This is a genomic window from Blautia luti (genome assembly GCF_033096465.1).
In the GTDB taxonomy this organism is placed as follows: Bacteria; Bacillota; Clostridia; order Lachnospirales; family Lachnospiraceae; genus Blautia_A; species Blautia_A luti.
Window position 1 is genome coordinate 639,568 of the sequence record NZ_AP028156.1, and the last position, 20,708, is coordinate 660,275.

Consider the following 20,708-nt stretch of genomic DNA (forward strand, 5'->3'; position numbering starts at 1 on the left):
GGTTACACGAACAAGTAAACGACATATACGAAAAGAGAGGAAGTCAAATGAAAAACAGGTATTTATCTACAAGAATTATGGCAATTATGATGGCAGCAGCTATGGTAGTTTCCGCAGCTCCGGCAGCTTTTGCAGCAGAGAGAGCAGACTCTGAGACGATCAAAGAGGACAACCAGCCGGCAGCAGATGCAGATGCAGACGCACAGGATTCAGCAGATGCAGATAAAACAGCAGACGCAGAAGGTACAAAGACAGAATATCCTCTGACCATCACAACCTATGATTATGATGGAAATGAAATTGAAACAACCTATGAAAAGGCACCGGAGAAAGTTCTTGCTGTATATCAGGGAAGCATTGAAACTATGCTGAAACTTGGACTGGAAGACCGCCTTGTAGCTACAGCGGGTCTTGATAATGAAGTTCCGGATGATCTCAAAGAAGCATTCTCTAAAACAAATTATCTTGATGAATTTACCCCATCCCTTGAGACTGTAACGATGTTGGAGCCAGACATGATCTTATCCTGGAGTTCCCTGTTCTCTGATAAAAACCTCGGAAATGTAACAGACTGGATCGACAAAGGCTGCAACGCCTATTACAACACAAACACACGCCCTGACGGAGACAGAACTCTGGAAAATGAATTTACAGATATTTTAAACCTTGGAAAGATTTTTGATGTACAGGACAAAGCACAGGCAATCGTAGATGATGCAAAGGCAGTGATCGATAAAACTCTTACAGCAACAGCAGATGTAGAAGAGAAACCAAGCGTAATGGTTTTGGAACCTCTTGGAGAAGATATCACAAACTATGGTGCAAAGAGCCTTGGTGGAGATATGGTAACACAGTTAGGTGCGACTCTGGCAAACCCGGATGCTTCTACAGTTGGAAAAGAAGATATTATTGCAGCAAATCCTGACGTAATTTTCGTAGTATATATGCCATATGCAGGAGATGATCCGGAAACAGTTAAGAATGACCAGCTTGCAGTTATTCAGGATGACGAAGCACTTCAGAGTCTTGACGCTGTAAAGAACGGTCGTGTTTATCCGATCATGCTCAGCGAGATGTATGCAAGTGCAACACGTACACAGGATGGAATCGAAACATTTGCAAAAGGATTATACCCGGACGTTAATCTTGACTGATTGAGGAAAATACAGTGAAAGAACAGGTTTCACAGACAAAAAAAGGCAGTGTGCTCAGAACATCCATGTATGTGGCAGTCCTCATCGGACTTGCAGGATTTCTTATTTTTTCCATACTTGCGGCGATTACTTTTGGTAATGCTGATCTGTCGCTGAAGGATGTGTACAGTGTCATTGTTTATAAATTATTTCATATAAAAAGTCTGTCTGCCTATGCAGAAGGTGCAATTCACGATGTTGTATGGCTGATCCGACTGCCCAGAGTCCTGTTGGCTCTGGCAGTTGGAATGGCTCTTTCTGTATGTGGCGTAGTAATGCAGGCGATCGTGCAGAACCCGCTGGCAGATCCTTATGTACTGGGTATTTCATCTGGTGCATCCCTTGGTGCAACGCTGGCAATCATGCTCGGAATCGGAAGCTTTCTTGGCGGGAACTCTGTCGGAGTTACTGCTTTTATTGGCGCGATGATCACCTCCTTTGCAGTTATTGCTATTGCAAATATGGGAGGAAAGGCAACATCAGCTAAGCTGATCCTTGCCGGAATGGCGGTCAGTGCGGTATGCTCTGCTTTTTCAAATTTTGTTATTTACATTACAAATGACAAAAATGCAGCTACGGAAGTTATGAAATGGAGCATGGGAAGTCTTGCAGGGGCAAGCTGGGCCAGAGTAGGTGTGATGCTTCCGGTTACTCTGATATGTGTGGTCATCTTCTGGACACAGTATCGAAATCTGAATCTGATGCTTTTGGGAGATGAAGTTTCTATCACACTTGGAACAGATTTACACAGATTGAGAACATTTTACCTGATTGTTGCTTCTGTAATGATTGGATTTGCCGTATATTGTGCTGGCGTGATCGGATTTGTAGGACTTGTGATTCCTCATGTAGTCAGGATTCTGTTTGGAACTGACCACAGAAGATTACTTCCACTGAGCGCACTTCTTGGCGCGTCTTTTCTGATCTGGTGTGATGTGGCATGTCGTGTGATCCTGAAGAATTCTGAGATGCCGATTGGTGTGCTGGTATCAATTATCGGTGCTCCATGCTTTATTTATCTGCTTGTGCGGAAATCCTATGGATTTGGAGGTAGCAAGTAATGAAGATCACTACAAAAGATATTCAGGTTGGATTTCACGCCCGACAGATATTAAAAGGCATTTCCATAGAGTCACAGGACAAAGAACTGGTAGGAATCATCGGGCCAAATGGAAGCGGAAAGTCGACGTTGTTAAAATGTATCTACCGTATTCTGAAGCCAGATGCAGGTGCTGTTTATCTGGATGGAGAGGAACTTCATTCTATGAGTGTCAAGAGTTCTGCAAGGAAAATGGCGGTTGTGGCACAGCATAATTACTACAATTTTGATTTCACAGTGCGAGAGGTTGTCCTTATGGGACGTGCACCACATAAAAAAACACTGGAACGAGATAATGCGAAAGATTATCAGATTGTGGATGAAGCATTGAGAACGGTGCAGATGGAGACGTTTGCAGACCGCACATTCTCGACTCTTTCAGGTGGAGAACAGCAGAGAGTAATTCTGGCAAGGGCACTGGCACAGCAGACACCTGCACTGATTCTTGACGAGCCGACGAACCATCTGGACATTACACATCAGATCATGCTGATGGAACTGGTAAAGAAGCTTAACGTAACTGTAATATCAGCTATCCATGATCTGAATATTGCGGCGGCATACTGCGATAAGATTTATGTATTGAAAGATGGTGTGCTGGAAGGATATGGAACTCCACAGGAAGTACTCACTCCGGAGCTGATCAAAAGGATTTACCAGGTAGATTCGGAAGTGGTAAATGACAGCCGCGGGAAGATGCATATTTTATTTTTATAATATGAGAATTGACAGGCCAGAGTCAGGAATGTTTTGACTCTGGCCTGCTGTATATGGGGGAATAAAGATGAATAAGATAGGAATTTTAACGTGTATTCATACTAATAATGTATGCGCCAGAGTTGGATGCCTGGCAGCATTTCAGAACAGAACCGATTTCTTTCAGGATTATCCGGAAGATACCTGTCTGGCAGCAATGATGACCTGCAATGGATGCAAAGACGCCAACCCGACAGACCCCATAGAAGACAAAGGAATCCTGGAAAAGATAGACAGACTGGTCAGCGAAAAGATCAGTGCCATCCACGTAGGTGTCTGTCGTCTCCCGGATGGAAAGCATGAATGTCCAAGGATGACACAGATCTGCAATATGATAGAAAAACGTGGAATCAAAGTGATCAGAGGAACACATAAAGAATAAAAAAGTTTCTATACAATTTATAAAATAAAAAGAATATAAAATGCCTTGAATATGGAGCTTAAAATTAATTGTGATATGAAATAAATGAACGTATAATAGCAGAACTCTATTGGATTTCTCTATATCAGTATGTTAAAATAATTAACTGATAAAGCTGACAGATAGAACGTTAAAAAATATATACTGATTATTCATAAGAAAAAAGGAGTTCTAAATATACTATGGAGAAACTTGTTGTAGGTATCCTTGCCCACGTAGATGCAGGTAAGACTACGTTGTCGGAGGGAATTTTATATTTAACGGGAAAAATCCGTAAGCTGGGGCGTGTGGATCATAAGGATGCGTATCTGGACACTTATAACCTGGAGAGGGAGCGTGGAATTACGATTTTTTCCAAGCAGGCGGAGTTTGAACTGGGGAACAGGGGGATAACTTTGCTGGATACGCCGGGGCATGTGGATTTCTCGGCGGAAATGGAGAGGACACTGCAGGTTCTGGATTATGCCATTCTTGTGATAAATGGAGCGGATGGTGTGCAGGGGCATACCATGACCTTATGGAGACTTCTGGCAAGATACCAGATCCCTACATTTCTGTTTATCAATAAAATGGACCAGGATGGAACAGATAAAGAGAAAATTCTGGCAGAATTAAAGAAGCGATTAAGTGATAATTGCGTTGATTTCACCTGGGAAAAATCAGATCTGCAGTCTCAGTTTCTGGAAGATATTTCTGTCTGTGATGAAGAACTGCTTGAAAAATATCTGGAAATAGAGGAAATATCAACATCAGATATCCGAAAAGTAATCAAAGAGCGAAAACTTTTCCCATGTTTCTTCGGTTCTGCTCTGAAAATGACAGGGGTAGAAGAATTCCTTCATGGGCTGGAAAAATACTGTGAGACACCAGAATATCCTTCAGAGTTTGGTGCAAAAGTATTCAAGATTGCCAGAGACGATCAGGGCAATCGTTTAAGCTATATGAAAATCACCGGAGGAACATTGAAGGTAAAGGAACTTCTCACAGATACAGAGAAGGCAGATCAGATCCGTATCTATTCCGGTGCGAAATTTGAACTGGCAAAAGAAGCTCCGGCAGGAACTATCTGCGCAGTAACCGGCCTGTCCCAGACACATCCGGGACAGGGATTTGGAATTGAACGGGAATCTGAGATGCCAGTTCTGGAACCTGTATTAAATTACAGAATTCTGCTTCCTGAGGACTGTGATGTTCACCAGATGCTTAAGAAACTCAAAGAGCTGGAAGAGGAGGAACCGGAACTTCACATTGTATGGAACGAACAGCTTGGAGAAATCCATGCCATGCTGATGGGTGAGGTTCAGATCGAGATATTAAAGCATCTGATCTGGGAGCGTTTCCATGTAGCAGTAGAATTTGGCACAGGAAATATCGTATATAAAGAAACTATTGCAGAACCAGTAGAAGGTGTGGGACATTTTGAACCGCTGCGCCATTACGCAGAAGTCCACCTGCTTCTGGAACCGGGAGAACCTGGAAGTGGATTGCAGTTCTTTACTGCATGCAGTGAAGACGTGCTGGACCGTAACTGGCAGCGCCTGATCCTGACTCATCTGGAAGAACGGGAACATCCGGGAGTATTAACTGGCTCTCCGATCACAGATATGCAGATTACCCTGATCACAGGACGTGCCCATCTGAAACATACAGAAGGCGGCGATTTCCGGCAGGCGACATACAGGGCAGTGCGTCAGGGATTAAAAAAAGCAAAGAGTGTTTTACTTGAGCCATATTATGAGTTCCGACTTGAAATCCCGGGAGATATGATCGGACGTGCTATGACTGACATCCAGAAAATGAACGGAACTTTCCAGCAGCCGGAAGCATATGAAGATGACATGATGGTGTTGAGAGGAAGTGCACCGGTATCCACGATGCGCGATTACCAGACACAGGTAACCTCCTATACCAAAGGCCGGGGCAGATTATTCTGTTCTCTGAAAGGTTATGCACCATGTCAGAATCAGGATGAGATTGTCGATGAGATTGGATATGACTCCGAACGTGACCTGGACAATCCGACAGGTTCTGTATTCTGTGCTCATGGAGCCGGATTCGTGGTGCCGTGGTATGAAGTAGAAGATTATATGCACTTAGAAGGTGTGGATGAATCTGAACTGAGTGGAAGTATAGCTGAGGAAGAATATGGAACAGGAAATGCAGGAACTGCAACTGGCGGTGAATTTTCAAGTGTTTCCAGGACAGAAGGACAGGGAAGAAACAGGAATAGTCCCGATCAGGCAGATTCTGGATATCGTCCACCTAAGAATGCGGGGGTAGGAAGTTACGAGGATGAAGAAGAGCTGAAAGCAATCTTTGAGCGCACCTTCGGACCGGTCAAACGTTATAAAGAGCCGCAGTTTAAACGAACATTTTCTTCTAGAACTGACAGCAGCTATTACCGCAACAGTTCATCTGCAAAGAAGAAAGAGAAAGAGTATCTTCTTGTAGACGGTTACAATATCATCTATGCATGGGAAGATTTAAAGGAACTGGCGGATGCGAATCTCCATGCAGCTCAGACAAAACTGATGGATATCCTGAGCAACTATCAGGGATTTAAGAAATGTACGTTAATTCTTGTATTTGATGCTTACAAGGTAGAAGGTCATGTAGAAGAAGTAATCACCTATCATAACATCCATGTAGTCTACACGAAAGAAGCTGAAACCGCAGACCAGTACATTGAGAAAACGGTCCATAAGATCGGCCGTGAAAACCAGGTAACAGTAGCCACATCCGATGGTCTGGAGCAGATCATCATCATGGGTCAGGGCGCTCACCGTATGTCTGCCCGAGGTCTGCGTGATGAAATAAAAGCCACAGAAAACCAGATTCGTCAGCAATGGCACGAAAAACGCCAAAGCAGCAAGAACTATCTGATCGATAATGTTTCTGATGAAATGGCGCAGTATATGAATGAAAAACGTCTGAAAGAAGATTGATTATTGTTTATGGATAACATTATGTGAAATTTGACAAAATGTTATCCGTCTGCTATGGTTAAGCCAATGAAAGCCGGGCAATGACAGTGACAATATTTCCGAGAGAAAAGGGAGATGCAGCAATGAAAGAAAAGCTTACACAGAAAGATGTTGAGAAAATTCAGGAAGAGATCGACCACCGCAAGCTGGTTGTACGAAAAGAAGCAATCGAAGCTGTAAAGGAAGCCAGAGCGCAGGGAGACCTGAGTGAGAACTTTGAATATTATGCGGCAAAGAAACACAAAAATCAGAACGAGAGCCGTATCCGTTACCTTGAGAATATGCTGAAAACAGCAACGATCGTATCAGATGAATCCAAGGACGATGAAGTTGGAATGGATGATATCGTAGAGGTATATTTCGAAGAGGACGATGAGATTGAGAAATACAAGCTGGTAACTTCCATCAGAGGAAATTCCATGGAGAACCGTATCAGCATCGAGTCTCCGATCGGTATGGCATTAAAAGGCCACAAAGTTGGCGACAGAGTGGAAGTAAAAGTAAATGACAATTACAGTTATTTCCTGGAAATCCGATCCATTGATAAGACGGGATCTGAGGATGAAGAAATCCGCGGATTCTAATAAAAAGAATGCCTTTATTTACTTTATTAAGATTAAAAATATAGCCAGAGAAGAATAATCTGGAAACAGAAGAACTATTGTAGAGAAAAAACAATAGTTCTTTTTATTTTTCCGCGGTTTTATGTGAAAAATTTTACATGGATTTAACATTCCCATGGGGATGATTTTACAAAGCATGGTTATGATGGAAAACAAGTCAGGAGTACATAAGCTTCTGAAAGTTCCTACATACTCGAAAAAGAAAAAGGAGAATAACCATGGATTTTTTTAGTATATTAACATTAATCGGAGGTCTGGCACTGTTTTTGTATGGAATGAATGCAATGGGCGATGGCCTTGCGAAAGTTTCCGGCGGTAAGCTGGAGAAAATTCTTGAAAATCTTACATCAAGTCCAATTAAAGCAGTATTGCTGGGAGCGGGAGTGACTGCTGTTATACAGTCGTCATCGGCTACAACAGTTATGGTAGTTGGTTTCGTAAACTCCGGAATTATGAAACTGTCCCAGGCAGTAGGCGTGATCATGGGTGCAAATATCGGTACTACGGTCACATCCTGGATCTTAAGTCTGACAGGTATCCAGAGTGATAACTTTATCATCCGTATGTTTAAACCAACTTCATTTTCACCAATCCTTGCGATCATTGGTGTCATATTTATCCTGTTTATCAATGATTCAAAGAAGAAAGACGTTGGAACGATTTTCATTGGTTTTGCCATTCTGATGTACGGCATGGACATGATGAGTTCTGCTGTAAAGCCACTTGCAGAAGTTCCGGAATTTACAAACCTGTTACTTAAGTTTTCCAACCCGTTACTTGGTGTTCTGGCAGGTGCACTTCTCACTGCAGTGATCCAGTCATCTTCTGCATCCGTCGGTATTCTGCAGGCACTCTGTCTCACCGGTGCAGTGCCGTTCAGTGCAGCAATCCCGATCATCATGGGACAGAACATCGGTACCTGTATCACAGCGATCCTTTCTGCAATCGGTGCGAAAAAGAATGCCAAACGTGCAGCAGCAGTACATCTTTACTTTAACCTGATCGGTACCGTGATCTTTATGACTGTTTTCTATATTATAAATGCAATCGTCGGATTTTCATTCTTCCATCAGTCAGCAACACCTGCAGGAATTGCGATCATCCACAGTGTATTTAACATCACTGCAACGATCATCCTGCTTCCTTTTGCAAAAGGACTGGAGAAACTTGCCTGTCTCACTATCAGAGACAAAAAAGAAGATGTTGCTGTTTCCGCAGAGGACAAGGAGTTTATGATCCTGGAGCCACGTTTTCTTGAAAAACCGGCATTTGCAGTAGAGCAGAGCCGGAATGCAGCCAGAAAAATGGCAGAAGAATCCCACAATGCATTGTTTACAGCGCTGAAACTTGTGGATAAATACAGTGAAGATGATGTAGAACGTGTGCAGAATATGGAAGCCAAGGTAGACCGTTATGAAGATGAACTGGGAACTTATCTGGTAAAATTAAGTCACAAAGATATTTCAGAGGCAGACAGCCACAGTCTTTCCATTATGCTCCATTGCATCGGAGACTTTGAACGAATTTCCGATCATGCGGTAAATATTAAGGAATCTGCACAGGAACTCCACAAAAAAGGTCTGAAATTCTCTGCAAGTGCAAAGAAAGACTTGGAGATACTTGGCGAAGCAGTAGAAGATATTGTGAATACTGCCTATGAAGTTTTTGACAAACAGGATATGAAACTTGCGGAAAAGATCGAACCGCTGGAAGAAGTGATCGATGAACTTTCAAAAGAGATGAAACGCCGCCATGTACAGAGACTGCGAAGCGGAGAATGTACCATTGAGATGGGCTTTATCCTTTCAGATATTACAACCTGCCTGGAACGTGTGGCAGATCATTGTTCAAACATTGGTGTGTGCGTAACACAGGTAAATGAGGATCTGTATGATACTCACAGCCATCTGAACACTGTCAAGAGCCATCCGGACGAAACATTTTATCGCGAACTGGAAGATGCACGAATCAAATATCAACTTTCATAAGAGTAGAAAATCCGGGCACTTTGGAGTATCTAAGAGAGATATTTCAAAGAAAATGGCCGGATTTTCCGCTTTATAAAAGAGAGGTGTATACAAGTCAGGTACTTGTATAAGCGGGAAAAAATAAGTATACTGAATTTATATGTTTAACTGGATCAGGCTCGGCTTGATCAGAACAAAGGGGAAAGGTGAAACAATGATCTATTGTGTAGAAGATGAACGTAATATCAGGGAACTTCTTATTTATACATTGGAAACAACCGGATTTAAAGCAAGAGGATTCGGGAACGGTGCAGAGCTGATGCAGGCACTGAAAGAAGAAATCCCGGAACTGATCCTGCTGGATATCATGCTTCCGGGAGATGATGGATATACCATTCTGAAACAGCTGAAAGGCATGCCCTCTGTAAAAAATGTTCCGGTGATCATGGTTACTGCCAAGGAAGCGGAATTTGATAAGGTAAGAGGACTGGAAGGCGGCGCAGACGACTATATTACCAAACCTTTTGGCATGATGGAGTTTGTGGCAAGGGTGAAAGCAGTCCTGAGACGGAGTGCACGTCAGAATGAAGATAGGGAACTTCATTTCGGAGAGCTTTATCTGAATGTGGGACGTCATGAGGTGCGCTGGAAAGAAGAAAAGATCGACCTTACCAGAAAAGAATTCGAGCTTCTTCAGTATCTGATGGAAAATAAAGGCCTGGTCATGACCAGAAACCAGATCCTCTGCCATGTGTGGGGATATGATTTTGACGGAGAGACCAGAACTGTGGATGTGCATGTGAGAACCCTTCGCCAGAAACTTGGAGATGCCGGAAATCTGATAGAGACTGTCCGGGGTGTGGGATACAGGATAGGAGCATAATATGAAGCAGAGAATATTCAGCCATACCAGTTTTCTTATTATTTTGTCGGTGATACTTACTTTCCTGGCAGCAGGAACAGTCATGTACAACAGATATGATCTTTATATGAAACAGGGAGTGCGGGATGAGGTTGCATATATCCGGACAGGACTGGAAGAGGATGGAGAAGGTTTTCTTACCAGCAAAGTCGGGGATGCGACCAGCAGCAGGATCACACTTCTGGGAAAAGACGGCAGTGTGCTGTTTGACAGCATTGAGGATCCCTCTGAGATGGAAAATCACAGCAACAGACCGGAATTTATTGAGGCTGAGAAAAACGGATTCAGTGAAATGGTGCGATATTCGGATACCCTTTCCAAGCAGACTTTCTACTATGCAGTCAGATTGGATGACGGACAGATCCTCAGGGTGGCCAAGACCACAGACAGTCTGCTTATGACAATGGTATCCAGTTTCCTGCTTCTGGGAGGACTGGTATGTGTGATCCTTATGATCGAAATCTTTCTGGTGCAGAAACAGACCAGGAAGCTGATCGAGCCTATTAATCAGATCGATCTGGAACAACCTCTGAATGATGTCTGCTATGAGGAACTGCGGCCTCTGCTTTTTCGTCTGGATCAGCAGAACAGACAGATCCAGAAGCAGCTGGAAGATCTGAAAAACGCGGAGAGTGTGCGCAAGGAATTCACTGCCAATGTTTCCCATGAACTGAAGACTCCGCTTATGTCTATTTCCGGATATGCAGAGCTTATGATGAATGGAATGGTTCCGTCGGATAAGGTGCAGGATTTTTCCGGAAGGATCTATCACGAATCTGAGAGATTATCCAATCTGGTGGCAGATATCATACAGCTTTCCAGATTGGATGAGAAGAACGGGGAAACCATGTTTGAACCGGTGGATATCGGAGAACTGGGACAGGATGTGATCAATAATCTGCAGAATTGTGCAGGGAAGAAACAGATTGAGCTGAAATACAGCGGCGGCAGTGCCAAGGTAGAGGGAGTGCGTCATGTGCTTTATGAAATGCTCTATAATATTACGGATAATGCCATCCGGTATACACCGGAAGGAGGAGAAGTAAAGGTATTTGTGGGAAAACTTAACGGGAAACCTTATTTCCGTGTGGAAGATAACGGAATTGGCATTCCGGAGAGTGAACAGCAGAGGATTTTTGAACGTTTTTACAGAGTGGATAAAAGCCATTCCAGGGAGACCGGAGGTACAGGTCTTGGTCTGTCCATCGTGAAACATGGAGCAGTCCTGCATCATGCCAAAATTCTCCTGGACAGTGAGCCGGGCAGAGGAACGAAGATGGAGATCCTGTTTAACCAAATCAAGTAAGTTTCCTGCTTCAATTGCGAATATCTGCTTGACAAATTAAGGGCTGCGTGCTCCATTTCAGACAGAGTGATAATTTAGGGGATTGACACACAGGGAATTATTAGAGAAAATAAACTCATAACAGGAGGGTATTTTCGGTATGAAAAAATGGAGAAGTATTGCAGCAGGAGCGGGATGTTTTTCCCTGTTGTTCACAGCGGGGACAGTTCCTGTATCAGCCTCAGATGAGATCACAGAGATCCCCGAGCAGAGTATCGTGTACTGGTCCATGTGGGAAGATGATGAACCCCAGGCAGATGTGATCAGGGAAGCCGCAGAGGCCTATGAGGAAGCCACGGGAATTTCTGTGGAAATAGAATGGAAGGGGAGAAAAATCTCCGACCTTATCGGACCTGCGCTGGATGCAGGGGAGGAAATAGACCTTTTTGACGATGATTACCAGAGAATGATCCAGGATCACAGCAGATATCTTACAGAGCTGGATAAGATGGCAGAGACCATGAATTATCAGACGCACATTATGCCGATACTCAGGGAACAGATGAAAAAGTGGAATAAAGAACAGCTTCTGACCATGCCTTACCAGCCCTATATTACAGGAGTATGGTATGACAGAGAACTGTGGGAAGAGGCAGGTTTTACAGAGGATGATATTCCGGAAACTTGGGAAGGACTTCTGAAGGTATGCAGAAAGATAAAAAACAGTGACAGTGGCCTGAATGCCATGACCTGTGACGAGAATGCAGTAGACCTGCTCTATGGTTATCAGCTTGCCAGATATATTGGACAGGATGCCGTACTCAGAGTGATCCGCAATGGAACCTGGGATCAGGTTCCGGAGGCTCTCCAGGCTGCGAAGGATATCAGAACTCTTTTTTTCGCAGGATATATGAGCAAAGAAGCGCCTGCCCCTGAACATGAAGGACAGAATGAGATTGGAAACGGAGAATCTGTTATGGTGTTGCAGGGATCCTGGGCACCGGATGAGATCATGAAGGAAACAGATTCTCAGATCCAGTGGGGATTTTTTCCGTGGCCTGCCCCGGCAGAGGGAAAAGACGGAACAGAAGGTGTGATGATTGGCGCACAGGGCTTCGGGATCACAGAGAGTTCTGAGAAAAAGCAGGAGAGTTTTGATTTCGCGTACTCTTTGTGCACCGGAGAATATGATATGAAAATGACAGAAACCGTAAATTCCATTCCGGCAGATTCGGATTTTACCCAGTGGCCGGAAGCGATCGCAGATGCCAGAACTTATCTGGAAAACATGACTACCCCTTATATGTGGGCTGCAGGTCTGGAGAGAAGTGAAGGTTATAAAGAGGAAATCCGCGAGGAACTTCTGAGATTGGTCAGACTTACGGAGACACCGGAGGAATTCATCGCTCATCTCAGTGAAATCACAGGATAAGGGAGAAATTTTGCTCAATAAGAGAAAAAATACCCCAAGAACTCCAAAATGTGGTAATATAAAACAGAATTAAAAAGAAAAAGGGGATTGTTATTATGAAACAACCAGTATTAGTAGTAATGGCTGCTGGCATGGGAAGCCGTTATGGTGGTCTGAAGCAGATCGATCCTGTAGATAAAGAAGGGCATATCATCATGGACTTTTCTGTTTATGATGCAGTAAAAGCCGGATTCAAAAAAGTAATCTTTATTATCAAGAAAGAAAACGAAGCTGATTTTAAAGCTGCGATCGGAGACAGGCTGAGAAAACATCTGGATGTGACTTATGTATTTCAGGATCTTAAGAACCTTCCAGAGGGCTATGAGGTTCCTGAAGGAAGAGTCAAACCCTGGGGAACAGGTCATGCGGTATTAAGCTGTATTGATGAGATCGACGAACCATTTGCCGTGATCAATGCAGATGATTATTACGGAGCAAATGCTTTCAGGATGGCGTATGATTTCCTGACACAGAATCAGGATGAGGATGGCATCTACAGATATATGATGGTAGGATATAAGCTTGAGAATACTCTGACAGAGAATGGTCATGTGGCCAGAGGCGTTTGCGTGACAGATGAAGAAGGACATTTGCAGAAGATTCATGAGCGTACTCATATCGAAAGACATGAGGGTAATGTTGCCTATACAGAAGATGAGGGCAAAACATGGACCGCTTTACCGCAGGATAGTACGGTTTCCATGAACATGTGGGGATTTTCAGAAAGCATTCTGAAGGAATTAAAAGCAAGATTCCCGAAATTCCTGGAGGAAAATCTTCCGGTAAATCCTATGAAATGTGAATATTTTCTGCCGTTTGTAGTAGATGAGCTTCTGGGCGAAAACAAGGCAACTGTAAAGGTTCTTAAATCCATGGATAAGTGGTATGGAGTCACCTATAAAGAGGATAAGCCGGTAGTTGTGGCTGCAATCCAGAGAATGAAAGATGAAGGATTATATCCGCAGGATTTTTAAGATTCCGCTCAGAATTTTCAAGGATATTACAGATACTGTGAACTAGTATAATGATTGTAATAAAGAGCTGGTATATCGTTATTTACGAAACGATGTACTGGAAATGAACTTACAGAAAACAAAGGCTGTTACTGCCCAGAACATGGGCAACAGACAGCAGACTGATTAGGAGGAGATTATTATGGCAATTTTAGTTACAGGTGGAGCAGGTTATATCGGCAGCCATACAGTTGTGGAACTGCAGAATGCCGGATATGATGTAGTGGTTCTGGATAACTTAAGCAATGCAAGCGAGAAATCTCTGGAAAGAGTATCCAAACTTACAGGAAAACCAGTGAAGTTCTATAAAGCGGATATTCTGGATCGTAATGCTTTAAATGAAATTTTTGATAAAGAAGATATTGATTCCTGCATCCATTTCGCAGGACTGAAGGCTGTAGGAGAATCCGTTGTAAAGCCGTGGGAATACTATGAGAATAATATTTCCGGTACTTTAACACTGGTAGATGTGATGAGAAAACATAATGTAAAGAACATTATCTTCTCTTCCTCTGCAACTGTATATGGAGATCCGGCTATCATCCCGATCACAGAGGAGTGCCCGAAAGGACAGTGTACAAACCCATACGGATGGACCAAATCCATGCTGGAGCAGATCCTGACAGACATCCAGAAAGCAGATCCGGAATGGAACGTAGTTCTGCTTCGTTACTTCAACCCGATCGGTGCTCACAAGAGCGGAACCATCGGAGAGAATCCAAACGGTATCCCGAATAACCTGATGCCATACATCACACAGGTTGCAGTAGGCAAACTGAAAGAACTTGGTGTATTCGGAAACGATTACGATACTCCGGACGGAACAGGTGTAAGAGATTATATCCATGTAGTTGATCTTGCCAAGGGACATGTAAAAGCCCTCAAGAAGATCGAAGACAACTCCGGATTAAGCATCTATAACCTTGGTACAGGAAAAGGCTACAGTGTTCTTGATATCGTAAAGAATTTCGAAGCTGCTACAGGCGTTAAGATCCCATATGTGATCAAACCGCGCCGTGCAGGTGACATCGCAACATGCTATTCCGATGCTTCCAAAGCAGAGAGAGAACTTGGCTGGAAAGCAGAGAACGGAATTAAGGAAATGTGCGCAGATTCCTGGAGATGGCAGTCCAATAACCCGAACGGATACGAAGACTGATCAGGACAGAATTCATAAAAAAGTAAAAGCAGACCTTACCGTAGCAGAATATGCAGTTGGTGAGGGCTGCTTTTTTTGTATTCCATACAGGAATAGGTTGCTCCTGTTTTTGAATTGCAGGCCATGCCTGGAAAGTGGTATTTTATGTATTGAAAAATGATGCATAACAAGTTACATAATAAATAAATTTCAGGCAGATGTCAGAAATACGGCGTCTGTCTGAAATCAGGTAAAGGAGAGAGAAAAAAGTTATGCCTATTGGAGTAATCATCAACGCATTATCTGTAGTGATCGGAACGGGAATCTATGGTTCGATCGTGGCAGGAATGAGCCGGGAAGAAAGGATGGATGTTTAGATGAAAATAAAAACAGCTGCGATCCAGATGCATACGGTACCGGATAAAATGGAAAATATACGGACAGCAGGTGCATATATAGAAAAAGTGAGTGCACAGAAACCGGATTTTGTGATACTGCCGGAAATGTTCTGTTGTCCCTATCAGACGGAAAATTTTCCGGTATATGCAGAGGAAGAGGGAGGACCGGCGTGGCAGGCAATGTCCGGACTGGCTGAGAAATACCAGATTTATCTTATTGCAGGTTCCATGCCTGAAAGGGATGCGGACGGAAATATTTTTAACACTTCCTATATATTTGACAGACAGGGAAAACAGATCGGGAAACATCGGAAAGCCCATCTTTTCGATATCAATGTAAAAGGCGGCCAGTACTTCAGGGAATCAGATACTTTGACTCCGGGGGATCATGCTACAGTATTTGATACGGAATTCGGGAAAATGGGCGTTATGATCTGTTATGATATCCGTTTCCCTGAATTTGCCCGAACAATGGTACTGGACGGTGCGAAAATGATCTTCGTTCCGGCAGCGTTTAACATGACTACAGGCCCTGCGCATTGGGAACTTAGTTTCCGTGCAAGAGCCCTTGATAACCAGATTTATATGCTTGGATGTGCTCCTGCCAGAGACACACAGGCAGGATATATTTCCTGGGGACATTCCATTGTGTCTGATCCCTGGGGACAGGTCAGGAAACAGCTGGATGAGAAAGAAGGCATCTTAATAGAAGAAATAGATCTGGATCGGGAAGACCAGATCAGAGAACAGCTTCCATTATTGAAACACCGCAAATGTGAGATGTATCATTTATAAGAAAGATAAGAGGACACATTTTTTTCGTAAACTGACCATAGATCAAACACATTTATTAGATATAGTAATACCACCAACAAAAACAAAAGAACTAAAAAAATAAGAATTATAAAAGTATAAAGCGAGGTATCACTATGAAGCATAAACATCTGGCAATGATTATGGGAGTTATGATCACAGCAACATCTGTAGGATCTGCAGCAACAGTATTTGCAGCAGACAGCAAGACAGAGAGCACTCAGGATGCAGGCGACACCACAGAAGATACAGCAGAGGCATCAGATACAGAAGAATCAAATGAAATCCTTGGAGAAGTAAAATCTGTAGAAGATGGGAAAATTACTATCGCAGTAGGAACCAGAAAAGAAATGGACCAGCATGGCGAACAGCCACAGGGCGGAGAGAATGGAGAAGCTCCGGAGAAACCGGACGAAGATGATGCGAAGGAAGGCGGCGATGCCAAAGATACAGAATCAACGGGCGAGACACCTGATGATAAAACTGACAAAGGTGAAGCACCAGACGGAGAAGCACCATCTATGCTAGATCTGACAGGCGAAGAACAGGAAGTCACAGTTACAGACAATACAGTAATCACAAAACAGTCCATGGGCGGAGGTCAGGAAACACCTGGCGGAGAGGTTCCTGAGAAGTCGGATGGAGATAATGCAGATGCAAAATCTGATGATACTAAGGAAACAGACGATTCAGAAAAAACAGATGAAGCATCCGATGACACAGAAAGCAGCGATTCAGAAGATAAATCCGAAACATCCGACAGTGAAAAGACAGAAGAAAAGAGCGAAGCTCCGGACGGCAACGGCCAGGCACCAGACAGCACAGGTCAGACCGAAGAGATCACATTAGACGACATCAAAGAAGGCGACGTAGTAGCAATCACATTAGACGATGACGGAAATGCAGCAACCATCATAGTTCAGTCCATGGAAATGGGCGGCGGCCAGGGAGGTCCTGGTGGTCAGGCTTCCGGTGTGGACAGCTATGATGCAGCCAACGAATACAGCTCAGACGAAACTGTTTCCGACACATCCCTGGAATCCACAGGAACAGACGAGAACGCAGCACTTGTTTCCAATGGTGCAGAAGTTACATTTAACAATGATGCAATTTCCAGAACCTCTTCCGACAGCCAGGGCGGTGATAACTCCAGCTTCTATGGTGTAGGAGCAGCAGTCCTTGCCACAGATGGAAACGCATATGTCAAAGACAGCACAGTAAGCACAGACAGCAAAGGAGGCGCAGGACTCTTCGCATACGGCGATGGAACGGTATACGCAGCAGATACCAATATTACCACACAGCAGGATACCTCAGGCGGAATCCACGCAGCAGGCGGCGGAACACTTTATGCATGGAATCTGAACGTTGAGACTAACGGCGAATCCTCTGCAGCGATCCGCAGTGATAGAGGCGGCGGAAAAATGGTAGTGGACGGCGGTACTTACACATCCAACGGTGTAGGCTCCCCGGCAGTTTACTGTACCGCAGATATTGCAGTCAACAACGCAGAACTGACAGCAAACGGTTCAGAAGCAGTATGCATCGAGGGCTTAAACTCCCTGAGACTTTACAACAGCAACCTGACCGGAAACATGAGCGATGATGACCAGAACGACACAACCTGGACAGTGATCCTCTACCAGAGCATGTCCGGTGACTCTGAGGTAGGTAACAGTACCTTCCAGATGGACGGCGGTACCATCACATCCCAGAATGGCGGCTTATTTTACACAACCAACACAGAATGCACCATCGCATTAAAAGACGTAGATATCACATACAATGACGACAGCGAATTCTTCCTGCAGTGCACAGGAAACAACAACCAGCGGGGATGGGGTCAGAGCGGTGCCAATGGATCTGACTGCAGCTTTACAGCAGACAGCCAGGATATGAAAGGCAATGTAATCTGGGATTCCATCAGTGACCTTGACTTCTACATGACTAACGGCAGCACACTGGAAGGCGCATTTGTCAATGACGAAACTTATGCAGGAAACGGAGGAGATGGCTACTGCAACGTAGTGATCGACAAAGAATCCACCTGGACAGTAACAGGTGACAGCACCATCACATCCATGTCAAATGCAGGAACCATCACAGATGCAGACGGCAAAACAGTCTCCATCGTAGGCACAGACGGAACAACTTATGTAGAAGGTGACAGTGATTATACTATCACAGTAGGTTCCTATCAGGACAGCGCAGATACTTCAAGTGCCACATCCGTGGATGACTGGTCTAACTATGAAACAGAAAAACCGGAGAACCTGTAAAAATAAAACTCCATATAGAAATGTAAAAAATTAGAAATGTAAAAAAATCACGGCGAACAACCGTGATTTTTTTATGTGCATTTAACAATTATTTGACGTAAACAAGATTGTTGGGGAAGTCAGAAAGTTTTTATAATAATGCCAGTGGTCAAAAGCAGGCAGCCCTAAAACAGACAGAGTCAGGCAGAGAAAATATCTGCTTCGCTACCTGCTGATACTCTAAACATAAATCAGAAACAGGAGATAAAAATTAATATGCAGCATGACCTTGCATCAATGATAAAAGAAAAAAAGCTGTTCCTCCTGGATATCGACGGAACCGTTGCTCTGGGAAGTGAACTTCTCCCGGGTGCGGCAGACTTTCTTTATACAGTAAAGGAAAATGGCGGAATTTTCCGCTTTCTTACCAACAATTCATCCAAAGTAGCCAGAGATTATGTAGAGCAGTTTCATGACTGGGGCATTGAAACTACAGAAGAGGAATTTATCACTGCCGGAACTTATGCCAGAGATTTCCTGAAGAAATATTACGGAAATGAAAAAATCCTGGTAGCAGCTACAGAAACCTATTGCAATGAACTGAGAAAAGCAGGTCTGAACATTACAGATCAGGCAGAGGATGATGTAGACTGCGTACTCTGCGCTTACGACACAGAACTGACCTACGAGAAACTGGTTCAGGTCTGCAAGCAGCTTACTGAGACAAAGGTTCCCTGGTTTGCGACAAATCCGGATCTGCGCTGTCCCATCGATTTCGGAATGGTTCCGGACTGCGGTTCCATCTGCCGGATGATCACAGCGTCCGTTGGCAGAGAACCGGAATACATCGGCAAACCGGCACCCGGAATGGTATATGCCTGTCTGGAAGAAACAGGATGTACTCCGAAACAGACCTTGCTCATTGGTGACAGAATCTACACAGATATGGAATGCGGCAAACGTGCAGGAGTTGACAGCTGTCTGGTACTGACAGGCGAAGCCAGTGCAGAGGAATGGAAAAACGGCTTCCGGTGTCAGTCACTGGGAAAACTTGTCGGATATTTTTCATAGAGATGTCTGCGAAACCATTGCGTTGTTAAAGCAGCCCACCACAGGATATCTGATGAAAAATATTGATTATAAAAGTTGTAAAAGCAGGAGAGGAAAGGAAATTAAATGTCAGAAATCATATTAAGAGACATCTGCAAAAGCTACGAAAACGGCTTTCAGGCAGTAAAGAATTTTAATCTGGAAATAGAAAAAGGTGAGCTGGTAGTATTTGTCGGACCGTCCGGATGCGGAAAATCAACCACACTCCGAATGATCGCCGGACTGGAAGACATCAGCGATGGTGAATTATGGATTGGAGACAAACTGGTTAACTATCTGGAGCCAAAAGAGCGCGACCTGGCAATGGTTTTCCAGAGCTACGCCCTTTATCCACAGATGAACATTTATGATAATATTGCTTTTTCTTTACAGGTAAGAAAAGTACCGAAGAAAGAAATCGACCGCAGAGTACATCAGGTAGCAGAGCTTCTGGGGCTGGAAAATCTGCTGAAACAGCGGCCAAAGAATCTTTCCGGCGGACAACGTCAGAGAGTGGCTATCGGAAACGCCATCATCCGTGAACCCAAAGTACTTCTTATGGATGAACCATTATCCAATCTGGATGCAAAACTCCGTACCCAGATGCGTGTAGAACTGGCAAACATTCACAAAGTTCTTGGAAACACTATCATCTACGTTACCCATGATCAGACAGAAGCAATAACTCTGGGAGACAGGATCATAGTAATGAATCAGGGCGTGGTACAGCAGGCAGACACCCCGCAGAACCTGTACGATTACCCGGTAAACCGTTTCGTGGCAGGTTTCATTGGATCTCCATCCATGAACTTCATCAAGGGTCTGGTAATGGAAAAAGTAGGAGTTCCTACTTTCTGCACAGAGAACGACGGAAACATTCCAATCCCGGATTGCTTGTGGAAAATTCTGAAACGACAGGGCTATGTTGGCAGAAACATCGAACTTGGAATCCGCCCGGAATATTTCCTGGAAAAACCTGCGCAGGCAGATACCAGAGGCGAGTGGAAACTGGAAGTAACAGTTACAGCCAGAGAACTTCTGGGAGCAGAAGTAATCCTCCACTTCAATCACAATGGCCAGGACTGCTGTGCAAAAGTTTCCGGTGACAGCCTGATTGATAAAGGTGATAAAGTAACACTCTGGATCAATATGGCATATATTTCCGCGTTTGATCTGGAAACGCAGGAGAATATTACGCTGAGAAGAGGGGCGTTTTCGTAAGAAAAATAAGATCGTTCAGGAGTTTCATATAACTCATGAAAATATAAAAAAGGAAAG

At 43.9% G+C, this 20,708-nt stretch carries 16 protein-coding genes; all 16 read left to right on the top strand.

Annotated features, from left to right (window positions below):
- The first annotated feature begins 47 nt into the window (after window positions 1-47).
- The 16 genes from R8695_RS03005 (at window position 48) to R8695_RS03080 (ending at window position 20,651) form a co-directional block, all read left to right on the top strand.
- Window positions 48-1,154, top strand: a complete 1,107-nt coding sequence (locus R8695_RS03005) for an ABC transporter substrate-binding protein (protein WP_167515500.1) — start codon at window positions 48-50, stop codon at window positions 1,152-1,154.
- 14 nt (window positions 1,155-1,168) lie between these two features.
- Window positions 1,169-2,254: a FecCD family ABC transporter permease gene (locus tag R8695_RS03010; RefSeq protein ID WP_226839738.1), complete on the top strand. Its 1,086-nt coding sequence runs from the start codon at window positions 1,169-1,171 to the stop codon at window positions 2,252-2,254.
- Window positions 2,254-3,009 (top strand): ABC transporter ATP-binding protein, encoded by a 756-nt coding sequence (locus R8695_RS03015; protein ID WP_154780945.1) that lies wholly within the window; start codon window positions 2,254-2,256, stop codon window positions 3,007-3,009. The genes R8695_RS03010 and R8695_RS03015 overlap by 1 nt, the downstream gene beginning before the upstream one ends.
- A 67-nt stretch (window positions 3,010-3,076) precedes the next feature.
- Complete coding sequence (locus tag R8695_RS03020; protein ID WP_154780944.1) at window positions 3,077-3,430, top strand: CGGC domain-containing protein; 354 nt, start codon at window positions 3,077-3,079, stop codon at window positions 3,428-3,430.
- Window positions 3,431-3,651: 221 nt separating this feature from the next.
- Entirely contained in the window at window positions 3,652-6,414 is a 2,763-nt protein-coding gene (locus R8695_RS03025) for a translation factor GTPase family protein (RefSeq protein WP_154780943.1), read from the top strand.
- Window positions 6,415-6,536: 122 nt separating this feature from the next.
- A complete protein-coding gene (greA, locus tag R8695_RS03030) occupies window positions 6,537-7,037 on the top strand; it encodes a transcription elongation factor GreA (protein WP_118510978.1) in 501 nt (166 codons plus the stop codon).
- Between the two features lie 257 nt (window positions 7,038-7,294).
- Window positions 7,295-9,064 carry a Na/Pi cotransporter family protein gene (locus R8695_RS03035; RefSeq protein ID WP_118510909.1) on the top strand — a complete coding sequence of 590 codons (1,770 nt, stop codon included), beginning with the start codon at window positions 7,295-7,297 and terminating at the stop codon, window positions 9,062-9,064.
- Between the two features lie 193 nt (window positions 9,065-9,257).
- Window positions 9,258-9,926, top strand: coding sequence for a response regulator transcription factor (locus R8695_RS03040; RefSeq protein ID WP_118510976.1), 669 nt, complete (start codon window positions 9,258-9,260; stop codon window positions 9,924-9,926).
- Between the two features lies 1 nt (window position 9,927).
- Window positions 9,928-11,271: a sensor histidine kinase gene (locus R8695_RS03045; RefSeq protein WP_154780942.1), complete on the top strand. Its 1,344-nt coding sequence runs from the start codon at window positions 9,928-9,930 to the stop codon at window positions 11,269-11,271.
- Window positions 11,272-11,410: 139 nt separating this feature from the next.
- Window positions 11,411-12,682 (top strand): ABC transporter substrate-binding protein, encoded by a 1,272-nt coding sequence (locus R8695_RS03050; protein WP_154780941.1) that lies wholly within the window; start codon window positions 11,411-11,413, stop codon window positions 12,680-12,682.
- A gap of 95 nt (window positions 12,683-12,777) precedes the next feature.
- Window positions 12,778-13,695 (top strand): sugar phosphate nucleotidyltransferase, encoded by a 918-nt coding sequence (locus R8695_RS03055; RefSeq protein WP_154780940.1) that lies wholly within the window; start codon window positions 12,778-12,780, stop codon window positions 13,693-13,695.
- 181 nt (window positions 13,696-13,876) lie between these two features.
- Entirely contained in the window at window positions 13,877-14,893 is a 1,017-nt protein-coding gene (gene galE / locus R8695_RS03060) for a UDP-glucose 4-epimerase GalE (protein ID WP_118510901.1), read from the top strand.
- 356 nt (window positions 14,894-15,249) lie between these two features.
- Entirely contained in the window at window positions 15,250-16,065 is an 816-nt protein-coding gene (locus R8695_RS03065; RefSeq protein WP_154780939.1) for a carbon-nitrogen hydrolase family protein, read from the top strand.
- Between the two features lie 134 nt (window positions 16,066-16,199).
- Entirely contained in the window at window positions 16,200-18,362 is a 2,163-nt protein-coding gene (locus R8695_RS03070) for a hypothetical protein (RefSeq protein ID WP_205730806.1), read from the top strand.
- Window positions 18,363-18,617: 255 nt separating this feature from the next.
- Window positions 18,618-19,412, top strand: coding sequence for an HAD-IIA family hydrolase (locus R8695_RS03075; RefSeq protein WP_154780938.1), 795 nt, complete (start codon window positions 18,618-18,620; stop codon window positions 19,410-19,412).
- A 105-nt stretch (window positions 19,413-19,517) separates the two neighbouring features.
- Window positions 19,518-20,651, top strand: coding sequence for an ABC transporter ATP-binding protein (locus tag R8695_RS03080; protein WP_154780937.1), 1,134 nt, complete (start codon window positions 19,518-19,520; stop codon window positions 20,649-20,651).
- Window positions 20,652-20,708: the final 57 nt, after the last annotated feature.